The following is a 23,255-nucleotide window of genomic DNA, read 5'->3' as shown; positions in this document are numbered from 1 at the left end:
TGTTTTGTTCTTGTCATAGTCCACTTACGGGGACTGAAATAAGTCTCAGCTTTCTTTATTCAATGTATCGTGTAATATTTTTATATTCAAATGTTTCATTCCGGATATGGTAAGTTGTAATGCACACCGTCTTACCACATTCGTAATGGAACCCCCTGAAAGTTCCGTTTCGGCGGCTTTTGCGATGAGTTCTTCAGCATCATCCCCGAGCCATTCTTTCGGGAGCATACTGCGCCAGAGAGCGGCACGGAGTTCCTCATCAGGCATCGGGAAATAGATGATAGACTGGAAGCGGCGGGAGAAGGCTTCGTCGATGTTGGATTTCAGATTGGTGGCAAGTATGACCGTGCCGGGAAAATCCTCGATGCGTTGAAGCAGGTAGGCTACTTCCTGATTAGCATGACGATCGTTGGAGGTGTTGGTCGATGTGCGTTTGCCGAATAAGGCATCCGCTTCGTCGAAGAACAGAATCCAGTTGCGGTTCTCCGCCAGGTCGAAAACTTTGGCGAGGTTCTTTTCCGTCTCACCGATGTATTTCGATACAATCATGGACAAATCCACACGATACACGTCCATCTGGTTTTTCTTGCCGAGCAGAGTAGCTGCAAGGGTCTTTCCGGTTCCAGGTGGGCCATAGAACAAGGCACGGTATCCAGGCTTCAAGATGCGTTTCAACCCCCAGTCCTCCATGATGGTGTGCTGGTGCGCAATCCATGTATTGATTTCTTCAAGGGCCTCGTAGGTGTTGTAATCCAATATCATGTCCTCCCATTCCAATGGGGTTGTAATGAGCTTGGCCGGAAAACCGATTGTATAGTCGGGCTTATATTCCCGATCCAGCAGGACATGGCTCAGGAACTCTTCGGAGGGACGGAGCTGGCCGCTCAGGAACGGTTCGCCTTCGCCGGCTCCTTCCAGCCGCAAAATATTCTGCGTATAGAACCAGTGGTCCCGCTGGAACATGTGGATGACAGCCTTTTTTTTCTCCATGTCCTCTCCGGCGATAATGAACGAAGCGGTCTCGCCGGTGGGCAGGAAACCACCATGAGACAACCCTTTCCAACCGCCGAACTCGGTGTACTGGCGGTCGAAATTCTTGTTCTGCACAAAGAAGATATCCAATGCCTGCGGACAGGTATGCGGCATCAGAGCCAACATGATAATAACCCGTTCGTTGAACGTGATTTCCTGTCTGCCGGTCATGCCTTCCAGCCATCCGTCAGCAGGGGGTGTGACTTCTTCTATTGAGGCATATTCACACCCTTGCTGAAAATACAGTTGTATGGCTGTGGTCAGCATCCTTTCAAACCATTCGATATGCGCTGTCATCATAGGCTACATCATTTCTGCATTTAATAACTGTTTGCTTTTGCACCCATCACATCGGCCTCATGTTCGAGGTCCACATTATCATTTACGGGCAGTCCGCCCACTTCGGCGGTCGGTTCGACACGGCCTGCCATCTGCTGAGCTACATGCCATGCCTCGTGGGGCAGATGCTGCTCCTGGCCGGGAGCGACATGGATGTCCGTCCCTTGTGTATAGGCCAATGCCTGTACGGTTGCCGGTTTGTCCGAATTGTAATGCACACGCACATCGTCCATAGAGAAGCCGGACAGGTCTTCGATGCCCGCTTTCAGATTATCGGGCATACCTGTCTCGTTCTTCTGTACAGGCTGCTCGAATTTCCCCTGTAGGGCTTCATCATCATCTTCTTCACGCTGTATGGGTTGCACGAATTTTCCCTGCAACGGTTCGTCTTCTTCGTCATCAAGCCGTTGTACGGGTTCTGCCACGGCCTGAAGGATTCCACTTGGGCGATTGTCAAAAAAGTCATATGTTACTTTGCGATTATGTTTTGACTGAATAGTTCGTGGAATATTAATATTGTTTTGCAATTCTTCTTTCATTTATAGTCTTTTTCTGCATTCGAAAATTTCTTGATTTATTTTTATATATGTTCCCTTTACAAGATTTATTGAATCATAGGATAATAAAATAGACGTATTGTTTATATCATAGATTAATTTCGTTACGTTATTAAGTGTTTCTCTTGGTAATGTTCCCAAATGAAAATCTGTATCTGGAACAGAATATGTTGGACTATCATTGTCCGACTTTATTCGGTTCGAATGACTATTCAAGGTTTGCAAATTATCCACATCGTGATAGTATAACCTAGCTTCTCTAAGAGTGTACCTTCCATCATCTAACATTGTTTTTAGAATTTGGCTCCAGGGTATGATATGATCCATTTCCATGGCCCAAATTGGAGCAGTTAATCCCGTAACATCAGTTATCATATCGTTAGGATTGTCAGTATTATATTTATATCTAAAATAAGCATTTCTATATCCTTCTTGCCATCTAGGACGATCAATCGGACTTAATGGTGTATTGTTTCCATGAGGATTATAACTCGTAATTATTCTCGCTTGAGGCTTTGGGTTTTGATTAATTGAAGTAGGCACTTGAAATTGAGTTAAATGATTTAATTTGTTTTTACTTATAGCCTGCAATATTCCGGCAGGGCGGTTATCCGCAAACTCCAATGCGCCTTCACCATTACGCTTCTGCTGGATGGTACGCGCCACTTTGTTTTGATAGGTTTTTTCCGCTTCCATATAGGTATATATTTAATTGTTATAATTCTCAAAGTCAAATTCTTCCTTGTCACGCCAGATGACATTGATTTTCTTCTTGAGCCACGGCAACCGTATCTGTCGATATGACCACGACAGGGTATCCAGCAGGATGTCGTAGGAACGGTTTTCCACATACAGCACCCATTTGTCCTCACGCTGTTCCAGTTTGCCCGGACGTTCGATGAAACTATGCTGGAAACCTTTTACCGAGGTGTTCTTCAGCTTGTCCCAGTTCGACTTCACTCCCGAAAGCATGGATTCTACGGTCTGTATTTCCTGACTGGTCAGGGTCAATGTTTTCGGTAAAGGCACATAGAACGGGCATCCGGTAAGAATGCGGTTGAATGCCAGTTCCTGTTCCTTGTATTCACGGGGCTCTCCCGTAACAATCCGTTGCAGGATAAAGATGGCGCGGATCCGGGCTTCGGTATCCTTCAGGTCTTTCTTGCCGTCTTCTTTTTCTTCCAGCAAGCCAAGCATTCCGAACAGGCGCGTGAACCAAACAGCCAGCAGGCACAGTCCGGCATTCGGCACTTCGATGTATTCCGGCTGTAGGGCCTCTTCCAACGCCTGTTCCGCATCGGTCAGGTGCAGTTCCTCTTCCACGAGCTTGACAACCGCTTCCAGTGCGGTTTTCCTTTCGGCAGGTCGTGGTGGTTCCGTCTGTTTTTCTTCTTCCGGTTCTTTCTGTTCCGACCTGCCTTCGACTCCTGTGCCGGTGGACCGTTCACGGATGTACTCCGGCCTTCCGTTTTCCCATGAAAGGGCAATGACATTCTCCAGATACCTCTTGACGATGTCCGAAGCGTTGCCGTAACGGATGCGTTCTATAGGATAAGAAGCCACAAACCGTACCAGTCCTTCAGCAAGTACTTTATTTTCTATTCCGTATTTTTCCGAAACCGTTCCGACTGTCCGGCCCAAGGTGTCTCCCAGAGAGAGAGACATGCCGGAAATCATTTCCTGCCAATCTTCAACACCAAGCCATTCACTCCATTGAGCGGAAGCGACATGCCTCCTGCCGGGAGTACTGACGGTCGAATACCGTACCAGTTTCCAGAGCAGTTCCGGTTGCCAGCGGGCATAATGGCGTAATATCTGTGATTTTTCCGTATCACTGACAGACGGGGACAACAACCATGTCGCCCATTCATCGAAGAGTGTTTCGTCCTGTCCGGTTCCGGAAACTTCGAAAGAGAGTGAAGCCGCTTTCTGTTCGGATGTACTCTTGTTTTCAGTATCCTCCAAGGGTGTTTCCGGCGTGATTATACGAACAGCCTGTCGTTCTATTGTTTCCCATTGACCGCGGTCTGCATCCGTATATTCTCTGTTCCCGGTCAGGATATGATGAAGGTGGCGCAGGAAAAGGGAAACGCTCTCTTCCACATTCATTATTCCCATGTCCACTCTTTCCGTCATCATGCGGAGTGTGGCTTTCGCAACGGACTGTTCCCATTCTTCGCTGCCGCCTGTAAACAATACGTTACCAGACAATACTGTATTTATCGCTCCGATGGTTCGGAATAATCTTTCTGACAACATGGAATCTGACTGTCCGAGAAGATAAAGCAAGGCATCCTTACCGATGATTTCAGCCCACAGTTCAACAGTGCCTTCATCCAAGGCGACGGTTTCCCGAAGCAGACGTATTGCTTCTTTGGGCGAATCGTTCATATAATGACGGAACACTTCACTTTTCAATGCGGATGTGTATGTACCGTCTCGCAACCAGCCGAGCAGTCCGGTCATGTCGTCCACATATTGTTCAAATGCGGTTCGTGTCTCATTCAAGGCAACCCTATCAGGATTGTCATCCTCCGGAATCCGGTGTAAAGCGGTATCTGTATTAGTCGGATTGCCGTAGAGAACATCCGATGCAGGCCATTCAGAAGTCCGGTCCTCCGAACGGATGTATCTCCATGTCCGGACCAATAAGGACAATAGAAAGTTGTCTTCCAAGTCCGGAAGGGTTCTTATCGTATTGGAGTCGTGATATGTCCTTTCATTATCCGTTACTGCCGTATCGGGAATACGTAACAATCGGCTGATCAGTGATTCGAGAACCGTCTTTATGTTGTTGCTGTCATTGCCGGTCACGGCAGAAAGCAACCGTACAACCGCATCGTTCACCGATACGGAAACAGTCCTGGCATCCCATGAAGCGAGCGACAGGAATAGCGAATGCCATACGTCTTTTACAGGACGTGACACAAGTACTGCGACTGTCTCGATATGCTGTACAAGCCATCCGATAAAGCGTATGGCATCTGTCCCGGCTTCTGGACTGTAAACCTGTCCGGCGAGCCTCATGATGAGGTTGCGTAATGCTGTCCTGTCAAGCAGGTCGAAGACGGTATCCGACAGTTTCTCCGACAGCAAGACAGAAACCAGTTCGTTTTCCTTGCCCCGATAAATGTCGAACCATTGCAGTACAAATATCTTCTTTGCCTGTTCCGGTATGCTGTTGTCCGAAAGGACGGTCTTTAGGGAAGTGACTATCTTCCCAGCCTGATTATCCATGCGGGAACGCTCTTCCGTAATGTCCGTAGTCTTCGGTACGGACATCCCGGCAACTTCCAGGATTCCGGCATATACATCGTCATCGGACGGAAGTTCCCGTCCGGTTATTTCTTTATAAAACAATCCGGACAGCTTCCGCATCCGGGCCGAAGCGGAATCCGAATCTGGGTATGCTCCCATGGAAATCCCTTGCCATACAGCCATCTTCAAAGCATTTGTCACCCGGTCTTTTCCGGCATTCCGCAACCACATGACGGATGCGGATGCCTTTTCAACCGTATCAGACAGGACGGCAAGTGTCTCTGCCAGTTGCAGGGAAACATGTCCCGCAAGTCTCATCAAGGCTGTCTGTCCGGTCAGAGCCGCCAGTAAGGACAGATACTTCCTGTCCGGTCGCCCTGTCAGCCACCGTATTAACAGTTCAGGCTTGTCCTGTATCAGCTGTGAGAGCGTTCTGCGCTTCATCCCGTCCGGCAGTTCCGTATTTTCCAGCCATCTGTCGAATGCGCCGTCATTGCGGGCAAGGGCCTCGGGAACCTGGACAGACAAGAATACTTCATCTGCCTTTTCATCAGACGTTGGTCTGCCGGTATGCCCGGCTGTATCCTGTTCTGTCCGAATCAGGGACAGTTGGAGCATTATATAATACAGTTCCCATACATAGCTGTCGCCGCTTTCGGGAGAGCCGTCCTTGTCCAGCCGCTGGTTATGGTAGATGATGTCAAGCACGGTCAGGTAATAGTCCGCTCCGAACACTTCCAGCAGGAACTGCATGGTCATATCCACTTTTGAAAGATAGACGGGTGAATTTCTCTTATGTATGAAAGTCAGCAGGCTGCGGTTCAGGTGAATCCGGAAATGTGGCTTGTCCCCGAACATGGGCACCCCGTTGAATGGGTAATACTCCAGAAGCCATCCGTACAGTCTGTACCAGTATTCCGGCACGCCGATTTCCGCATGGTCTTCCGTTTCGGTGGCCATGATGGACCTGACATGCGGATTTTCCAGCAACTCCGCCATGAAGTCCAGTCTGCCGGAGTCGTGCGAAACATGGATGAACCGTACCACACTCTGGGGGACCGTTTCCAGAATCATGGACAGAAGTCTCTGACGTTCATATCGGCCAAGGGAAAATTCGTGGGAGAACAGCATGGAAAGGAATGAATCGGTTCCTGCCCCGTCAGCCGCACTGAAAAACAACTTTTCAAGCTGGGCGCTGTCTAGTCGGGTAAACAGCCTTGCCAGTACATGGGGATGTTCCATCAGGGGGAACAGCCGGTTTCCGTACCCCATATCCATGTATTTGCGGAGTTCTTCATACAGGTCGAAGTCCGGCCTTTCCCATTCCAGCAGGCAGAAACCGTGCTCCAGATAATGCAGCAGGTTTTCAAAACGTCTTGTACGGGCATTTCCGGCCGAGACAGACTCCGGAATATCCGTCCGTAAAATTTCCTTATATGACAAGAATTTCTTTTCCAGCTCTTCGCGGAACCTGACAGGAAAAACTTCAAGGAACCGTTCCTGAGGTATGCTTCCCAGATCCAGTTCCAAGGTGGGAATTTCCAGGCAGGTCTCCATGTCATCGTAAGCGGCGAAGAATTCTTCCAGAATGTCCGTCACACAGTGTCGGCAGAACCCGTCCCAGTCCGCATAAAGGTTTCTGGCAAACATTTCGTCCGCCATCCTGAACCTGAACGATATTTTGTCAATCACTGTCATACGTCTCTGTGTTATATCCTATCCCTGTCCCTGTTTTTCTATTATATCCATCATTGTTTTCTGCAGGAGCGGTTTCAGGTCTTCGGGCAACCTGCCAGCCAAGCAGTCGTGCCATTTCCTGTAACATTCCTCAAACCGTTGCATCTGCGAGGAGCGTAGCCAGCAGGTTTCCATCTTCAGATGGGCCGGCAGTACCGACCGTGCCAGTTGCGTACAGGCATCCCTGAAGCGCATGGAGCGTGTTCTGGCCGTCCATCCGGTGAACACCAACAGTACCGTCAGCGGTTCGGCGGGGTCGAACAGGCTCTTTTCCACCACATATACGGCCTCGCATTGCCGGTTCAGGTCACGCAGGTAACGGCACAGGGTATTGGCCCATCCCCGGAGTCTCTGCTTGTCGTCCGAACGACCGAGGTTCATACGCAGACGTTCTTCCCGTCCCTGGAATACAAGAAGCCATTCTCCGTTACCCACTTTCACCAGATTGTAGGCACTCAGGCGGATTCCTTCGCGGAAGAGCGAGCCGCTGATCCAGTTGGAATTGAATATCGGCAGGTGACGCCTCAATTCTTCATCGCGTTCCAGTTTTTCCGCTTCCGTCTTGGGCGGATCGTCCGGTTCGATTGCTTCCACTGTGTCGGTAACGAAAAGGGAATCGTCAATCATGGCCGAGTTCATCAGTTCACGGACGCGCTGTCCTTTCTCACCGTCACCCATCAGGATCAGGTTATGCCCGGGAAGTACGTTGCCTACGGAAATCTCCTCGTCGCAGTTGAAGTCCAGCAGGAGGGAAAGATAGCGTTTTATCGCCGGTATGTTTTCTCCACCGTATGCTCCCGTGATGTCCATTCCCCGTGAACGGTAACGTGTCAGCCTCGGCAGTTCCCTCAGGAAGGCCATCCGTCGGCGCAGCCTGCCGCTTTCCGTACGGCTGTAATAATCGAATTCCCTGAGCCATACGGGGGCACTGTCCACACCGTATAATCCGTCGAGGAAATCCATGTATTCGTTTTTCAGGTCTGCCACTTTCCGGAACTTGTCCCTGACCTTACGCATGTCAAGTTCCTCATCCGGAAGCGTGGGGATGCGTCCGGGGGTATCGGTGTCTCTCAGGGAAAGCATGCTTTTCAGCCCGTCCAGTTCTTCCAGACCGCGTTTCATCAGCAGGTCGAACAGCCTGAGATAGCTACCGAAGTTCACCGCTTCCGCCCTTTCCTTCCCGTCCGTACCGCTCATGAAATCCGCATCGGCGGTATGGTAACACTTGGGAAGTTCCCGGCTTACCGGATAATGGCCATATACATTCCTATAGTGGGCTTTTCGCACCAACTCCTGCACGGACGTATCTCCGTGCATGTCATTCATGCCACGGCCCTTTTCCTGCATGAAGTGCCGCATACGCAAGGTGGAGCGCATGAAATACATGGCTTTCAGCCTCTCCTTGAACTCGTCCACATCGGCATAGACCTGTTCGTCGCGTACCTTTACCGTCACGTTCCGGAAATCGTCCGGAATCAGAAGCATATATCCGTCGCTGAAGTCCGTTACAGGGTGTCCGTCCCTGTCCTTGAACCAGCAGGTCTTGAAGTCCCTGACACCTTCGATACCGTAAAGAATCCAATAGAGTTCCCGCTCCGTATTCACCTGGTCGGGAATCACTACCCGTACATCCTTTACCGGACCGTCATACCAGACATCGGGGCTGCACGTTTCCCCGGAATGTCCGGAGCCGTCCATTTCCAGTTGTACCGAACCGGAAAGATACTGCATGGCATTCCAATAAATCTGTACCAGTATCTCGGTGGCGTTATATCCGGGCAATATCTCGAATTCGGTTTCAAAAGTCAATTCCTTCGGGTGTTCCACTTCCACTTTGCCGATGTTCTCGCACAAGTTGCGGTGTCTGTTCAGGAAACTCCTCACGCGGCTGACAATACCGTTCTCATCCTCAAAGAAAGGGGAAAGGCGGAGCGTGAAATCGTAGGCACGGGCTTCACGGTCTGTCTTCACGGTCACATTCTGCACCATCGGGAAACGGGCAAGGACAAGCCTGCGGTAATCATCGGCCGTGACGGGAGTCGTAGGATAGACCTCGGAAGCCGGGAACAGACCGTATCTGCCCACCTGCCATGTCCCGTCCGTATCAGTCAGGTAATCCTCCAGGTCGAAATCCAGTTTATAGTCAATTTCCGTCAAAGCATAGTTCACCGTGTCGGCCACGGTCACTCCGGGATCATGGGGATTGTAGTCGGTCCACACTTCTCCTGAAATGCGCTGAAGCTCTTCAAGCGTTTTCCGTTGGAGGACGGTATAAAGGTCGTCCCCTTCCGGGCGGGTTATATATAATGATTTGTCAGCCATCCTGTCTGAAATTAGGTTTTACATATCCCACAAAGTCTCTATCCGGCAGGAAATGCACTCCTCGCCGTACCTGTTCCGACAGCTTTTCATCTGCAGATACAGCTTGCGGTCCTGTATCTGCCAGCGTATTTTGATTTTACCGGACCATCCCCACCAGTGTCTCCTGCGGGACGACATCTTGCGGCGCATACCGTCCGAATGGGAAGCGGTAGCTTCGCAAAAGGCATATTTCCCGGAACGCGGATGATGCCAGCAGGCGGAAATGCGGTACACCCTGCATCCGTCACTCTTCCTTTTCACGGCGGCCTCTACGGGCAGGTCGTGCCAGTAGCCGTCGGCCTTCACCTTCACGATACCGTCGCTGTCCGGCACGTTCTCTTCCTTCTGTTCTTTCCGGTCTTCTCCACTGCCGTTATCCTTTCGTTCCGGCATAGCCACACTTCCGTCCTTTCCGATAACCAGGAACTTCACCCCCTGTCCGTTACTGATGACCAGCGAACCGTCATCTGCCAGCGAGATTCGCCACAAGGGTTTTGCATCCGGCAATACGGGCTGTCTGCTGAACAGCGAAGCAAGAACCCGTCCGTTGCCGGCAGGGTACAATATCAGTCCGTCGTCCTCGGAGGCGGTCAGACATCCGTCATCGTTGATGTTGTGCAACGAATCGATCAGGGCGGCAAACTGTTCTTCAGTTGGAACCCGACCTTTTTGAAAGTACGACTTGAGCGTCTCCCTGTTTTTATGCCTGTTATCCATGGTGTGTCCTATTATTTGTTATCAATTATCTTATCACAAAATCATCGCCGATACGTGCCTCTTCCACCCCGGATCGGTTTTCTGTCAGGTCGATATGGATATCCTTGACATACAGCACTCCGCCAATGGTCGAAGCGGTGTACCAGAGGTCATTTTCGGCTGTTTCATTCCGGGCTCCATCGACTCTCAGCAAGATGGTCTCCGTGACGGCCTCGTCGTTGCCCACACGGGCCAGCAGAGCTTCGTAAGAGAATTTCAGTGCCAGGTCAGGAAGGGTGCCGTCCTCCAGCCAGGTACAGAAAAATCTCCTGATGCGGCGTTTCAGCCTGCGCCGCACTTCGCCTATGTCCTGCACTCCTTGGCGGACTACTGCCTTGAAGGTGACATCTATCGGCTCGTAAACCGGGTTGATGACCCTTATCCGGGCGAACGGGGAGGATTTCGAGCGGAGGTAATCTTCCATCTCGGCAAGTTTCCACAGCGGAAGGAGCGGATAGGTACGTCTGGCAGGTTTGGGGAATACCACCACCGTCACGTCGCCTTCCTGTCCGGAGGAGGGAATACAGCAGGCCTTTTCAATATCGGAGAACTTTTCAATGACTAACGCCTCGTAGTCGCCTGGGCATACGGCCCTGCCACGGGTGGAAATACGGATACGTTCACGGATATGGGAGACTGCAGCTGTTTCGGCAGGTATGCCCCCGTAGCCCGGAAGCGGCTGTTCCACACCGGCAATACGGCTGTCTTCCGCAAGCGTGGAGCTAATGGTGCCTGCCGGCAATGGGTTCCCGTCGCCGTTTTCCGCTGTCACATGGAAGCAGTTCATCCAGACGCCTTCTACTGCCGTATCCGTTGGGGCACTTCCTTCGGGGAAATGGAACATCAGCCATGCCCTGTCGTCTTCTCCGTGTTCAGGGCATTGCACCTCGATGAATCCGCTCCGTGTCAGACCTTCCGTTTCTTCGCACAGGATATATTCCTGCGGGAGTTCCTTCCATCCCTCACCGTGCTGGTAACAGGAAACGGCCATACGTCCGCTTCCGTTCCTGCCTGTACAGTTAGCGACCTTGTCGCCGGTCATGACATATCTCAGGCTGAAGTAAAGTCTGATATGTGCCGTGTCACCCAGCCGGGTAAACCCGAGAACCAGTGAAGGCACTGCCATGGCAGGGACAAAAAGAGGCAGCGAGTCACCGTCCGCACTGGTGTATTCATCGCATCCGGCCGTTTCGGACACCTGAAGCAGATGTGACGTACCTGTGTCACCCGGTATGAACGTCTCGTCCGATTCATATCCGAAAGAGGCTTCCGCCAGCAGAGGGACCTGCGGCATTTCCGGTACGGGAATGTGATGTTTTTCCTTTTCCTTGCCATTGTGCATCATGGCTGCCGCATAGAGCGTATAATAATCATTCACGCCGAAGCCGATTTCGGGAGATTCCAGCGTGAGACGGTAAAGCCCTTTTCTGTCGTGTGCGTCCGCATAACCGGCAGATCCGTCCAGGTTGAGTTCCATTACGGCGCGGTCGGACAATGCACCATTGTCTGCCGTCCTGAACAGTTGGATGGGAGAACCCGTACACGGACGCCACCGGTTGCCTGCCAGCCATTCACATCCTATCTTGAAACTGCTGTTGCTGATGGCAGTCCGTGTACCGTAGTGGAGGTATATTTCCCGATAGCCTTTTTCCGGCAGTCGGTTCCATATTCCTTTCAGAGACACCCTGACAATATTCTTCAATGCCGTTTCCGGATGGCCGAACACAAGTCTGCTGCCACGTTCTCCCAACGGGCCGAAGGGATAGAACGGTTGTCCCGGATCCATATCTCCCAGGTCGCCACGCAGAATGAATCCCTTCATGCCTTCCACTCTGGTCCGAATACGTATGTTCCGGATGCGTAATCCTTCCGGCAGGGTGTCTGTCTTGCTCCGGTCCGCAAAAAGGACCTTGACAGCCGGATATTCCGTATCGAGCCCGTGGACATTCCCGACACACGGTGCCGGACACGGGTCATCTTCTTCGAATGAAAAGGTAAATTCAAGCACATCTCCACCGGCCCTGTATGCCGGCTTGCTTGTCAGCGGCATCCAGCCTTCCTCGCTGCTGACAAAGAGCCTGAATGAGGGGACATCTTCCTCCTCCCCGGTCCAGAGGCCGGAAAGCGATGCTCCGCCGTCGTTCCGTAAATAGAATCCGAGTTCCACGTTGCGCCTGCCCTCCGATAGAACGAGACTTCGTGAAACGACCAGCCACCCGTATTCGAGTTCCTCGGATGCGGCATTGCTGTCGGGAAAAAGAGAGGAGCCAGGATTCTCTGCCGTGAGCAGGGACATCGTGTGATACTTTCCGTCCTTGTGGAATACCGACTGTACAGACGCCAGGTTACCGGGAACGACGTACGCCTTTTCATCGAGCCTGTAGAGCAGGTCATCGCCTCCGGATGTCTTACCTGCCGGAAAAACGGTTCCTTTGGGTAGCGAGAAAGTTTCCGTTGTCCGGTTCCTGTCCGGAATTACAGTGACGTAAGTACCGTCCTGTACGACTCCTTTCGGCTTGTCATGCAGAATCTCCCTACGGTAGAATTCCGTCCAGTCCGAAAATCTGCCGTTGAAATTCGAGACAATTCCGCAATAGTTCCGTACCATGGTCAGCAACAAGGCGAGCGAGGCATCCATGTCGCCTCCTGATTCTATGCGGGCCATGTAAGTGTCCGCCTTTGCCTGTATATCCTCCAGGACACCCAGCATCTGGTAATACGGCTGGCTTCTGTTGTCCATAAACGAAGGCATGCTGCGCATCCGCTTTTCCTCTTTTCTCGAAGGGAGTGCGGATTCGAGTCTTTCCTTGATTTCCAAGGCCACCAACATCGCAGGACTGTCAGAGCTGTAGCCGTGTGACATACGGATGAAACGGTCTAGACGCAATATCCAGTCCGTACAATTGTTCATCAGTTTCCGTGTGAACCACTTTTGGGCAGAGGTGCCCTGTCCTTCCACGAAAGAAGTGATGTAGCTGCCAAGGTGCTTGCGGACAATCTCCACCAGCACGACCAGCACATGCTCTTTCCACAGGCAGGAAAGGCGGTCCGTCTCTTTACCGTCGGCGTCCCGTAACGGCAGGTCGCCGCTTACGGATATGAGCCAGCGGAACAGCTCATGCCAGTCACATTCCAAGGCACGGAAACCATCCAAGGTTGCGGTATCCTTCATACATTCTTCCCGCAACGTGCCTTTCAGTTCGTATGTCGTCTTTTCTGCCATAGGGTCAACTTTATCGGATTCGTACTTTCAATGCTTGCTCACAGTCCGACAAGGTCCGTTCCTTCATTCAGGTAGAAGGGATAGACCATGTTGGTACGGCGGTTTGTCTGATGGATGGTATAGTCGAGGCAAATCTTCAGGATGCCTGCTTTCTGGTCCACCTCGAAATCCACCCGGTTCAGATCCACGCGAGGCTCGAACATCACCACGGAACGCTCTATCTCATCGCGCAGCAGGGTCTGTGTGGAGACATCCATAATCTCGAATACATATCGCCGTATCGGACAGCCGTAGCCGTAGCGGTGGACGCGTTCGTCGGGCGAAGTGCTCAGCAGCGTCCACAGACTCTGGCGGATGTTCTCCTCGTAGGCGGCCATCCGGGTGGGAGTGCCGTCCTTATCTAATGCAGGAGGAAAGCTCCAGCCGTTACCGAGGAATGTTCTGTTTTCGTTCATAAACTTGTTGATTTTTATTCTTGACAGACAATAAACATTTGATGATATCCATTATTCAGTTTATCAATGAATGTCTGTCTATATTGTTCGAAATGCAATTCTTATTCTTCTAAATAAGATACATAATTATTTGTGTTAATCCATTGAGCACACGTTGCGCATCTTGGCATAATATCTCCTATATTTCGTCCTTGATTAATCATGGATCGTGTTGGATTAGCAATTATTGCATCATTAACTCGAATAAAATCTATAACATATCTATTTTTTTTATTTATTTTTCTTAAAGCATCCGCAACAGCATGTGGTTCAGCACATTGTCCTGGATTATTTCCATTTGTTGCCTTTTGGACATTAGCTAATTTATTCAAACGATATAGTCTAAATACTTTGATAACATCAGCACTTGAACTGGCATCTGAACCACCGGTACCATGTTCTGTTATTTGAAATATTCTCTTTCCTGTACTAGTTCTATATTTAATAGTAGCTTTACATTTTATACTGGAACCAGGGAGGCCAAAGTACCTTTGTATCGCATTTTTATTCTGTTTTACTTTATCGTTCCTTTCAATTTTTCGAATAATCTTTTCTTTGCATAGCTTCGTTTCATACATATCCATCAAATTTTAAGTTATTACTTAATTAAAAACCTACCACTGTGGAATCTCTACTTTCATAGAATTACTTTACTTTTGATATACCGTTATTTTATGTTCATCCTCCTATCTGTACCGTGGGGCATCCGGCTACGATGACGCCGCCGTGTGCCGTCGTGTCGCCCATGCGGGCGGCAGGCTTCCCGCCTATAAAGACCGTTGCGGAGCCTTTGACAATCGTGTCCGGAGGACCGGTGCAGACGCATATATCGCCCACGACTGCCGCAGGCAGTTTACCGATCAATACGTTGGGTACTCCGGGTCCTGTGACAGGGCCGCCCACATGCGGTATCGGCGATGGGAATGCCGGAGTCTGCATGGGACAGGTGTGCATGTCTGTAAGTCTTGCTGCCGGTGGCATATTGTCCTCCTTTCTTTTTTAGTTGATCATTACCATCGCACCTTTAATGGTGGTCTGGCCGCTGGCAGAAACTTCTGCCGTGGCGTTGCCTTTGACGGTAGCGCCTATTTTAGCCTGCACTTTGACATTCATGCCTTCGAGACTGGCATCCTGCTTGGCTGTGCCGCTGAGTTTCATCGTGGCATCCATTGAAATGTTGCCTTTTGCCGTCAGCTTGATGTCTTTGGCAGACGAGAGCGAGATACCATTCTTGTCCATCTTGACGCTGTTGCCGTTCTGGTCGGACAAGGTGATGGATTTCCCGTCGTCGTTGATTTCCACTTTGTTATTACCGGGTGTGGAGACCGTTATTATTTTCTTCTCCTCGTCGAACTCAATGCGCATTTTCTCGCGTGTGACGAGGGCTTTCCTGTTGTTCTTCGCTTCGTATTCGTAGGGAGGCTTATGCTTGTTCCCGTACAGGCTTCCGAGAATTACCGGGTGCGTCGGGTCGTTGTTCACGAATCCCACCAGCACCTCATCATCCGGCTCGGGAAGCCAGAAGGAACCTGAACCTCCTGTGGCGTAAAGGGTTGACAGGCGTGCCCAAAGCAGTTTCTCCTTGCTATCCATCCATGGCAGTTCCACCTGTATGCGGCATTGCTTCAGCGGGTCACCGTCCAGTTTCTTCACCACAGCCGTGTGTAGTCCTTCCATACCTGGAAGCAGCCCTGCTGCCGGCGGACTTACCACATCCGGTTCGTCGGTGATGTTGCTGGGACTGATACCTATTCCGGCTTTGGTAATCCACTCGTTCTTCTCGATGATATGGGTCACGGAGCCGATGAAAGCCTTCCCGTTGAACCGTTTGCCGAGGCCCTTCAGCTCGATGATACAGCCCGGTACGGCTTCGGCGGCACCATAGAAGCTGAACGTGCCGTGATAACGGGCGAGTCCGGCCTTCAAAGCCTTGCTGTCCGCCCATGCCTTCAGCACAGAACTGTCGGTCGGGGCATCCGTCTGGAGCAGCATGTTGCCGTCGGCAGAAAGGTCACCCGCCTTCAGGTCGCCCTGGCTGTTCAGTGACGGTGCGGATGCGGACGCCTTGACCTGCTTCTGTTCTTCCGGATTCCATGACACGGCATCATAGCCGGAATACTGGTCGCCTGCCGAAAGTCCGGCATCGAAATCTATCAGGTCGTTGCCGTAGGTGACGGTCAGTACGGGTGACGCGCTTACTTTCGGTTTGAACACCTTGATGTCCTTTCCCACGGTCAGGATGAACATTCCGCAGGCATCGGCACGGGAGAGTGCGAAGTCCCAGTCCGTACAATAGTATTGCACCATTTCAGGATGCTGGTAGTCCGTACTGTCCACCGATACGCTTCCATAATCCTTCAGCACTTCCCTGATCATGTCCGCATCCTTCTTTTTCTCGAAGATACGGTTGTGCCGTCCCTGCGTGGCGGGCCATGCGTTGTCGCGGCATTCCACCACCATCATGGAACGATGTCCCTTCCCGATGCGGATGGCTGTCTGCATGATGATGCCCTCGAACAAGGTCTTCTGGTCGTTCAGGTCGCCTGCGTCAATGCGGATGGCATTTCCGGGCTTGAAACTGTCCGAATCACTCTCATCGAAAGTCTGGGTATCCATGTCCCCGGCGTTGAAGCAGAGGGTGGCCTTGCCGATACGGTTCAGTTCAAGACGTATTTTGACTGAAACGAGTTCGTAGGAACCGTCGAGCCTGGTACCGCCTGCGTAAACTGTCCAGGCAAGGATACGGTCTGCATATTTCGATGGAGAGTCGGCCATATTATAATTAATTTTCTACTGGTTTACAATAGCTTGTTCATTCTTTTTTGAGCGGCGGGAACAGCAGTTCCGTTCCTGCCGGTATATTCCTGAATCCGTCAAGGTTGTTGAACCTTGCCACTTCACGCACAAGCAGCGAATCACTGTATATCTTGTGACAGAGGTATGGCAAGGTTTCTCCAGCCTTCACGGTAATGAGTTGTGACATATCGGGAGACTGTTTGGAATACTTCTTGCGTTCTTCCTCACTACACATATACCCTTTGAATGAAAGTTCAATCTTGGCCTGCAGGGGTATGCCTTTCGTGGTAAACATAGTGTACTTTGTACCCATCTGTGCGAGTCTTCCTTTGAAAAGCAGTTCACCGTATGAGACCATGACATACGAAGGGCTGTGTCCTTTGTTCTTATAAATATAGAGCAGATCGGTAATTTCTTTCACCTTATCATATACACGTTCTCCCTTTTCGATTCCTTCCGCCACTCCCGAACAATCTATGACGAAATTCAGGGAAAGTGTCGTCGGACCATATCTTTCAAAACGTATGTTACCACCTGTATTGCCAAGCTGTTTGTCTTCACGGTAAAGGATGTTCTTCCCCAAACTAATCTGTTCGGGGTCTATTGGAAATTTCAATGGCGAGCCATGCTCATCTTTGAATTGATTGTCTGTATAGGCACTCAGTATAATTTTCTGCATAGCAATCTTTTTTATCGTTCCTTACTTCTTTCCGGTGATATATACTTTTCCCGTTCTGACAATTCTTCTATGATTTTTTCTTTCAGTTTCTCATAGAAACCGTCAGGAATCTCTGCCGGAATGATGACCTTTTTCTCGACAATAGTACTTACTTCTATTTCCTTTATCACAATCGGCATTATTTGTTCCTTATCAGTTGTGTATGTCTAAGAGTAATTGTCTCAGTTGCTATTTCGCTTTTACTTGCATTCAGACTGGCTATCTGCCATTTTACGGGAATGGAGCGGACACCGACCCATCTTGCAACAATCTCGTTTTTTTCGTTGAGCAAGGATATAATAACCGTACACGTATCTATCCACCCTGTATCTCGAAAATTGAAACAGTCCTTCAACCATGCAGTTATTTTCTCATTCAATGGCTCAATGGCACGCTTCAGTACAATGTCAGCAGGTTTAACGCCTTTGGGATGGCCGGGAGTCAAATCAGATTTTACTGTATGGTCATCAAGCACAAGCTCCTGACTCAAGCCGTCCACTTCCGCAAAGGAGGCGGATGCCTTGTCTCCTCCTTTCCATTGGAAGTCCACCCGAAAGTGGAATAGTACAGGAGGTTTCCATGTATTTGAGTCAGAAGCCATGCTTGTTCGTTTTTTAAGGTTTACATTATGCCGGTGTCACACCTTCATGGGCGAGTACGATGGTTTCCATTGACACGCCGTTGCCGTCGGCCTTGAAGCCCTCTACGGTATATTTCTTCGGCCAGGCATTGGTGAGTTTCCAGCTCTGTACAGGGCTTCCGCTCTCGTCCAGCAGGGCCACTGTGACGCTGGCACGCTTGATGGTGTTCATCTTCACTGTGTTGAGCCAATCCATGAGCTTTTTGTCATCCTTGAATATCGCCTTCTTGAGGGTTACATCTCCGCTCTTGCGCAATCCGGGCATCTTGATTTTGGTAAATTCCTTCATGTCACCGGAGCGGTATTCAATTACATCGAACTCGATATCGAGTCCGGACACCTCCTTGCAGGAGATTGTTCCTACCTCGGAGATCTCTACGCTAAAATGAAATTCCGGCACGGGCCACGTGGTAGCGCTCTGTGCTGATCCGTCTTCTGCCATAATATCTTAGGTTTTAAAATGTTAATAACTGAATTTATCTGTCATATCAGCTCTTCTGCATCTGCTGTTGGAAGGTGATTTCGATGAACTCGGCCGGACGGGTGATGGCCACCAGTACGGTAACGCGCATGATTCCGTCAAGGATGTCATTCGCTGTCATTGTGTCGCCCAGCCCTACATGGATTTCGTAGGCATCTTCCGGAGTGGAACCGGCAAGTCCGCCACGTTTCCATACGCTGCGCAGGAAATTGTCAATCATGGATTTCACATTCATCCAGGTAGCCGCCACATTAGGCTCGAACACATACGCCTTGGCTGCGTTCTTGACCGACTCTTCGAGGAAAATCATCGTACGGCGCACGTTCACATACCGCCAGTCCTGCGAGTTGCCGTCGAGTGTACGGGCTCCCCATACCTTGATGCCTTCGCCCGGGAATGTGCGGATGGCGTTCACCGCCTTACCGTTCATCGGCATGTTCAGGTCTTCCTGCTGGGCGTTGTCAATGTTTTCCGTCGGGCTGTTCACGTAGTTGACGGACACGTTTGCAGGAGCCTTCCATACGCCGCGCGTATTGTCCACCATGGTATATAGTCCTGCCATCGCTGCTGACGGAGGAAGGAGGTTCAGCCTGTCTTTCACACGGTTGACGATGTACTGATAGCCCGGAAGGTTCTGCAGCAGGGCATTGTGCAGGTTGTTCTTCATGGCCGCAATTTCGTCCGGCGTGCAGTCCGCAGTCTCGGCAGGTTCCGTTTCCGCTCCGGTTTCGTCTGTCACGGCAGGTTTTACGACCTTCTTGCCGGCGGCGATATCGGAGTAGGTCTCTTCAAAATACTTCGGGAACTTCGAGCCCGGGGCAAAGAACGGTGTCAGGTCCGGTGCGGAAGTGTCCGCCCATACCAGTACGGAACCGTCTATGTCCTTGTCGGAAAGTACGGAGGTATTCAGCCACGGATAATACGCTGCTCCATAGGAAAGGAAGTTCGCTCCCACGTTCGTGCGGAACTTGTCTATCTGTTCCGACATCACCTCGTTGGCCTTGGCCTTGGGCTGTACGTCGAGGATGGCGAAGCGGTTCATCATCTTTCCGCAGTGTGCCAGCATCTGTCCCTGGATGTCCTTGCAGTCCGGTGTGGATGCGGCTTCAGGAACGACAACCATCGTGATTTCCTGTTCCTTCTCCAGTGCGGCGAGCGCCGCCACCACCTTCTCCTTGTCCACCGGCGCACCTTCAGCGTATGTGCCTACAGACACGATGTAGCAGGTGCCGCCACCGTTGGCGAAGAACATCACCATGTTGTAATAGAGTGAGAACGGGTTTTCCGTATCCGCCACTTTGAGGGCTTTCGTGCCGTCCGATGAAGGGATGGAAAAGAGAACCTTCTCATCCTCCGCCGGGGCTTCGCCTACGGAAAGTGTGAATACCGGTGACGGTGCCCCTCCAAAATACTGCTGGAACTCCGTCATGGAAGTGATTTTCCACGGCTTTCCGCTTAATGAATCAGGACCGTTCTGTGCCTTCTCCGTGATGCCGATGAAAGCAGGGATAGCGGTAGCGGCTTCGACTACCGAGTTCGGAAAGGCGCTCTTCTCTACGATGTAAACACCTGGTGTCTTCATTTGTGCCATACGCTTTTGTTTTAAATAGTTAGACAATCAGTTATCTGGTATATTCAGTTTATTAGAGATAGCAGACCTGCCTGAGCAGGCCCGGTTCCGCATCCAGGAACTTGCCCGGTTCCGGTGGCGGGACGTACTTGAGCAATACCTGCCTGCGTCCGCTCCCTGTTGCAGACGAGAACACCTTGAGCCTGTAGGCATAGTGTTCCTTCATGGGGACAGCCTCCTGTGAAACGGTGCGAAGCACTTCCAGCCCGTATGCTTTGAATGTCTTGAACGGCGTGAACGCCAGCGTGCCGCCCTGTTCTTCCATCCGGCATTGCCTGGGATCAGGGCTGCCTCCATCGCGGGGCACCAGCAGGTATTCCCATTTGCATTGCGGGGCATGGAAACGAAGCGTGCAGGTCTTGTGTTTTTCTTTCTGTGCGGCTGCAAGGATTTTCTCCGTCATCAGGATGCTTACCGAACAGAAGCCGCTGCCGATACGCCTTCTGTCAGCGGATTCGCGGATGGCTTCTGCCGCCTCAACCGTATCGCGTGATGCAGGCAACTCCAGGGTATAGGCATTTTCGGGGCGCAGTGCCGCCCAATCCGTGAACAGGACGAAAGCCGGATCCGTAATGCAGAGTTCCGCTTCGACCTTGTCGGAAGAGGTGTCCACCCCCGCACTGTCGCAGTCATACAACAGTGTCCACTCGTTGACCGCTGTCTGTCTGAACAGCAGTCCTCTTCGCCGGCACAAATCGACCCCACTGGCTTTGAGCCGGAAAGCGAGGGCACGACAGGCAAGATTGTCATAGTAGTCGTGCTCCACACGAAGGCTGTATAACGGTCGATAAGTGCCCATATATCTAACTTTTGATTATATTTATGTTTTCACATCCGTAGTTCCTGCCATGCTGCTGCCGGACATGATTTCGGCGGAATCCACTGTCAGTCCGCGAACCTTGCAGATGAACGAAGGGTAATACTGCCCTCCCATGGTCGTCCAGATGTTGTGCAGATCCGTAGTGGACATGGGAACCAGTTCCAAAGTATAACTTTCATTGCCGACCTCGAACCGGGGCAGCGACTGAACGAAAGTGAGTGCATCGGACAATACTGACAACGCCTCGGCATACCGTTTGTCTTCATATACTGCCGCCATCATGATGTGCATGTTCAGCAGCAGCGGCTGACGTCTGCCGGCATAGCCGGTTGCGGCACGCTGCATATAGCCGCCGTCGCCGCTGGCTTCCCGTTCCAGATTAACGAGAGAGACCACCAGCTTGTTGGGGCATTGCTCGCCGGCAGAGCCTATCAGCCCGACCTCGGCCACCCCTTCGGGCTGCCGGTGTGAGCGGGCCAGATATTCATCCAGCCGTGCAGCGTAAGTTGTCAGTATCTTGCGTATCATAAATGCCTACAATTTACTATTTTATATCCAATCAGCCAAACTTTTGGGCTGCCTTTTTATGGATTCTGCACCAATAGAGGTAATGAATTGCCGGGTTCAAATGTGTATCGCCAACTTTCAGCGTTCAATGCGGCGTTCATGGCGTTAGCGGCATTCTGCCAGTTACCGTCCGTCACCTGCTCGGTTCCGCCGATGGTGCCCGCCTGATTATAGCCTATGCCTTGTTCCTGACCGTTGTCTCCCCAGTAGCAGGCGGTGATGACAGGGGCACCGAGTGATGTATAGTTTCGACCCGTTACGCCGCCTGTGGCTCCATCTGGACCGCTGACAGTCCCTGTAGCATGGTAGCAGGCGGTCAGGGTGCCCGAAGCATTGTCTCCCGTTACGCCGCCTACATAACAAGAGCCGGTTCCAGTGCCTGTACCGGTCACGTTGACCGTGGCATAGCAGGCGGTGAGAATGCTGCCGGTTCCGTTAGATCCCACCACGCCGCCGGCGAAGGTGTTGATTGTGGAGGCTCTTTCAAAGGTCACGTTTCCTGTGGCATAGCAGGCTGTCAGGGTGGCACTATTATCCGTTTTACCTGCCACGCCGCCGACTTCGCCCGTTCCCTTCACTGTGGCCGAGGAGCCGCATAGGGTGATGGAACCGCCAAATTGCTGGCCCACCACGCCGCCTGCGGTACAGCGACTGCTGACACTGCCCGACACCGAGCAGTTTTCAATGTTGCCCCGGCTATATCCTGCCACGCCGCCGACATAGCCATACTGGTAATCGCTTGTTATCTGCACATTCTCCAGCACCACGTTCTTCACCGTGCCGCCATCTTTGCCGATGTAGCCGAACAGCCCCGCATTTTCGTCACTTCCCTTCACGGTCAGCCCCGATATGGTATGGTTGCCGCCGTCGAAGGTGCCGGTGTATGAGTTTTTGTAGTCTGTGCCTATCGGTGTCCATTCCCCCGTCAGGGTGATGTCGGCGGTCAGGGTACAGTTTAGCGTGAGGTCGTTTTGCACGGCCTTATTCCATGCCAGCAGGCCATCGGCGGTATAGACTGTGTAGGTCTTGCCGTCCTCCGACACGGTGTATCCCGGGTCTTTTGCCGCAGCGAGGGAGACGGTGTAGGTATATTCCTCGCCCGCCTGCCAGTCGGTATCGTTCTTCATCTTATAGACGAAGACCTTGCCATTGGTGAATTTGCAGGTGATGAAGGCTGTGCCCGTTGCCACCGTCTGCGGGGCGACGAGGGCGGTGTAGGTGTCACCGCCCTTGTCATACGGGGCGATTACAGCCGGGTTTCCATTCTCGGTGGAGAGGCCTGTCAGCCGCACGAACATCTGCTCCTCGGTGTAGTCCGTCAGAACGACGGTGACCCGTGCCGTGCCGTGGGTGAAGCGGAGTGTGGGGTTGCCGTAGCTCACCGTCTGTTCCTCGGCTACGATGAGGTCGCTGCCCTCGAAGTCTTTCCGGGCACTTTGGTCGGCAGCTACCTTCACGGCAGGCGGGGTTGTCTCGCCAGCGGTGTAGGGCCACCACGCCGTGACGGTGATGTTATCGTGGTTGGTCCAGTAGTGCGGGTCGGTGGAGGTCAGCGTGGCGCCGGTGTTGTCGGAGGTGGAGGGCGTCACGTCGTACGCCTTCACCGTGCCGTCCATCAGGACTGCCACGCTCTGCACGCCCTCCCAGTCCCCGTCCACGGTGGCACGGGTGCCGGCGGTGGCTGTCGCGTCGGGGTTCAGCCCCGTGGCGGTGAAGACGATGGGTGTGCCTTCCGCCCCTTCCGGCAGGAAGCCCGCTTCGTCCTGCGTGCAGGCGGCAAGGCCGAGCAGCAGGGCGAGGGCTGCGGATATATGGATGGTTGTTCGTTTCATGATGTGTGTTGTTT

General features: G+C 51.7%; 19 protein-coding genes. All 19 read right to left on the bottom strand.

The window, feature by feature from the left end; translation table 11 throughout:
* Positions 1 to 45: 45 nt before the first annotated feature.
* Positions 46 to 1,329, bottom strand: a complete 1,284-nt coding sequence (locus H6B30_RS06535) for an ATP-binding protein (protein ID WP_204428429.1) — start codon at positions 1,327 to 1,329, stop codon at positions 46 to 48.
* Positions 1,330 to 1,352: 23 nt separating this feature from the next.
* Positions 1,353 to 1,910, bottom strand: a complete 558-nt coding sequence (locus H6B30_RS06530) for an eCIS core domain-containing protein (protein WP_204428403.1) — start codon at positions 1,908 to 1,910, stop codon at positions 1,353 to 1,355.
* Positions 1,911 to 2,624, bottom strand: a complete 714-nt coding sequence (locus H6B30_RS06525) for an HNH endonuclease family protein (RefSeq protein WP_204428431.1) — start codon at positions 2,622 to 2,624, stop codon at positions 1,911 to 1,913. It abuts the gene before it with no gap.
* 12 nt (positions 2,625 to 2,636) lie between these two features.
* Positions 2,637 to 6,884, bottom strand: coding sequence for a contractile injection system tape measure protein (locus tag H6B30_RS06520; protein ID WP_204428401.1), 4,248 nt, complete (start codon positions 6,882 to 6,884; stop codon positions 2,637 to 2,639).
* Between the two features lie 18 nt (positions 6,885 to 6,902).
* Entirely contained in the window at positions 6,903 to 9,245 is a 2,343-nt protein-coding gene (locus H6B30_RS06515; protein WP_204428399.1) for a hypothetical protein, read from the bottom strand.
* Positions 9,246 to 9,263: 18 nt separating this feature from the next.
* A complete protein-coding gene (locus H6B30_RS06510) occupies positions 9,264 to 10,001 on the bottom strand; it encodes a hypothetical protein (protein WP_204428397.1) in 738 nt (245 codons plus the stop codon).
* A 25-nt stretch (positions 10,002 to 10,026) separates the two neighbouring features.
* A complete protein-coding gene (locus H6B30_RS06505; RefSeq protein ID WP_204428395.1) occupies positions 10,027 to 13,263 on the bottom strand; it encodes a baseplate J/gp47 family protein in 3,237 nt (1,078 codons plus the stop codon).
* A gap of 38 nt (positions 13,264 to 13,301) precedes the next feature.
* A complete protein-coding gene (locus H6B30_RS06500; RefSeq protein WP_239483666.1) occupies positions 13,302 to 13,640 on the bottom strand; it encodes a GPW/gp25 family protein in 339 nt (112 codons plus the stop codon).
* Positions 13,641 to 13,819: 179 nt separating this feature from the next.
* Complete coding sequence (locus H6B30_RS06495; protein WP_205108936.1) at positions 13,820 to 14,341, bottom strand: hypothetical protein; 522 nt, start codon at positions 14,339 to 14,341, stop codon at positions 13,820 to 13,822.
* Between the two features lie 94 nt (positions 14,342 to 14,435).
* Positions 14,436 to 14,738, bottom strand: a complete 303-nt coding sequence (locus tag H6B30_RS06490; protein WP_204428389.1) for a PAAR domain-containing protein — start codon at positions 14,736 to 14,738, stop codon at positions 14,436 to 14,438.
* An 18-nt stretch (positions 14,739 to 14,756) separates the two neighbouring features.
* The gene (gene vgrG, locus H6B30_RS06485) at positions 14,757 to 16,532 is read right to left on the bottom strand and encodes a type VI secretion system tip protein VgrG (protein ID WP_204428387.1); all 1,776 of its coding nucleotides are present in this window, start codon (positions 16,530 to 16,532) and stop codon (positions 14,757 to 14,759) included.
* A 37-nt stretch (positions 16,533 to 16,569) separates the two neighbouring features.
* Entirely contained in the window at positions 16,570 to 17,232 is a 663-nt protein-coding gene (locus H6B30_RS06480) for a CIS tube protein (protein ID WP_204428378.1), read from the bottom strand.
* An 11-nt stretch (positions 17,233 to 17,243) separates the two neighbouring features.
* A complete protein-coding gene (locus tag H6B30_RS06475; RefSeq protein ID WP_204428376.1) occupies positions 17,244 to 17,402 on the bottom strand; it encodes a hypothetical protein in 159 nt (52 codons plus the stop codon).
* An 8-nt stretch (positions 17,403 to 17,410) separates the two neighbouring features.
* Positions 17,411 to 17,872, bottom strand: a complete 462-nt coding sequence (locus H6B30_RS06470; protein WP_204428370.1) for a phage tail protein — start codon at positions 17,870 to 17,872, stop codon at positions 17,411 to 17,413.
* A 25-nt stretch (positions 17,873 to 17,897) separates the two neighbouring features.
* On the bottom strand, positions 17,898 to 18,353 hold the full coding sequence (locus tag H6B30_RS06465; protein WP_204428368.1) for a phage tail protein: 456 nt from the start codon (positions 18,351 to 18,353) through the stop codon (positions 17,898 to 17,900).
* A 46-nt stretch (positions 18,354 to 18,399) separates the two neighbouring features.
* Positions 18,400 to 19,983, bottom strand: a complete 1,584-nt coding sequence (locus H6B30_RS06460) for a phage tail sheath family protein (protein WP_075318668.1) — start codon at positions 19,981 to 19,983, stop codon at positions 18,400 to 18,402.
* Between the two features lie 52 nt (positions 19,984 to 20,035).
* The gene (locus H6B30_RS06455; protein ID WP_205108934.1) at positions 20,036 to 20,788 is read right to left on the bottom strand and encodes a hypothetical protein; all 753 of its coding nucleotides are present in this window, start codon (positions 20,786 to 20,788) and stop codon (positions 20,036 to 20,038) included.
* A gap of 54 nt (positions 20,789 to 20,842) precedes the next feature.
* Positions 20,843 to 21,370, bottom strand: coding sequence for a Pvc16 family protein (locus H6B30_RS06450; protein ID WP_204428364.1), 528 nt, complete (start codon positions 21,368 to 21,370; stop codon positions 20,843 to 20,845).
* Between the two features lie 56 nt (positions 21,371 to 21,426).
* Positions 21,427 to 23,241, bottom strand: coding sequence for a fimbrillin family protein (locus H6B30_RS06445; protein WP_204428362.1), 1,815 nt, complete (start codon positions 23,239 to 23,241; stop codon positions 21,427 to 21,429).
* Between the last annotated feature and the right edge of the window lie 14 nt (positions 23,242 to 23,255).

This window comes from Marseilla massiliensis (genome assembly GCF_016899955.1).
Taxonomy (GTDB): domain Bacteria; phylum Bacteroidota; class Bacteroidia; order Bacteroidales; family Bacteroidaceae; genus Prevotella; species Prevotella intestinigallinarum.
The sequence above is the reverse complement of the archived record's forward strand: the minus strand, read 5'-3'. Positions and strand labels throughout refer to the sequence as shown.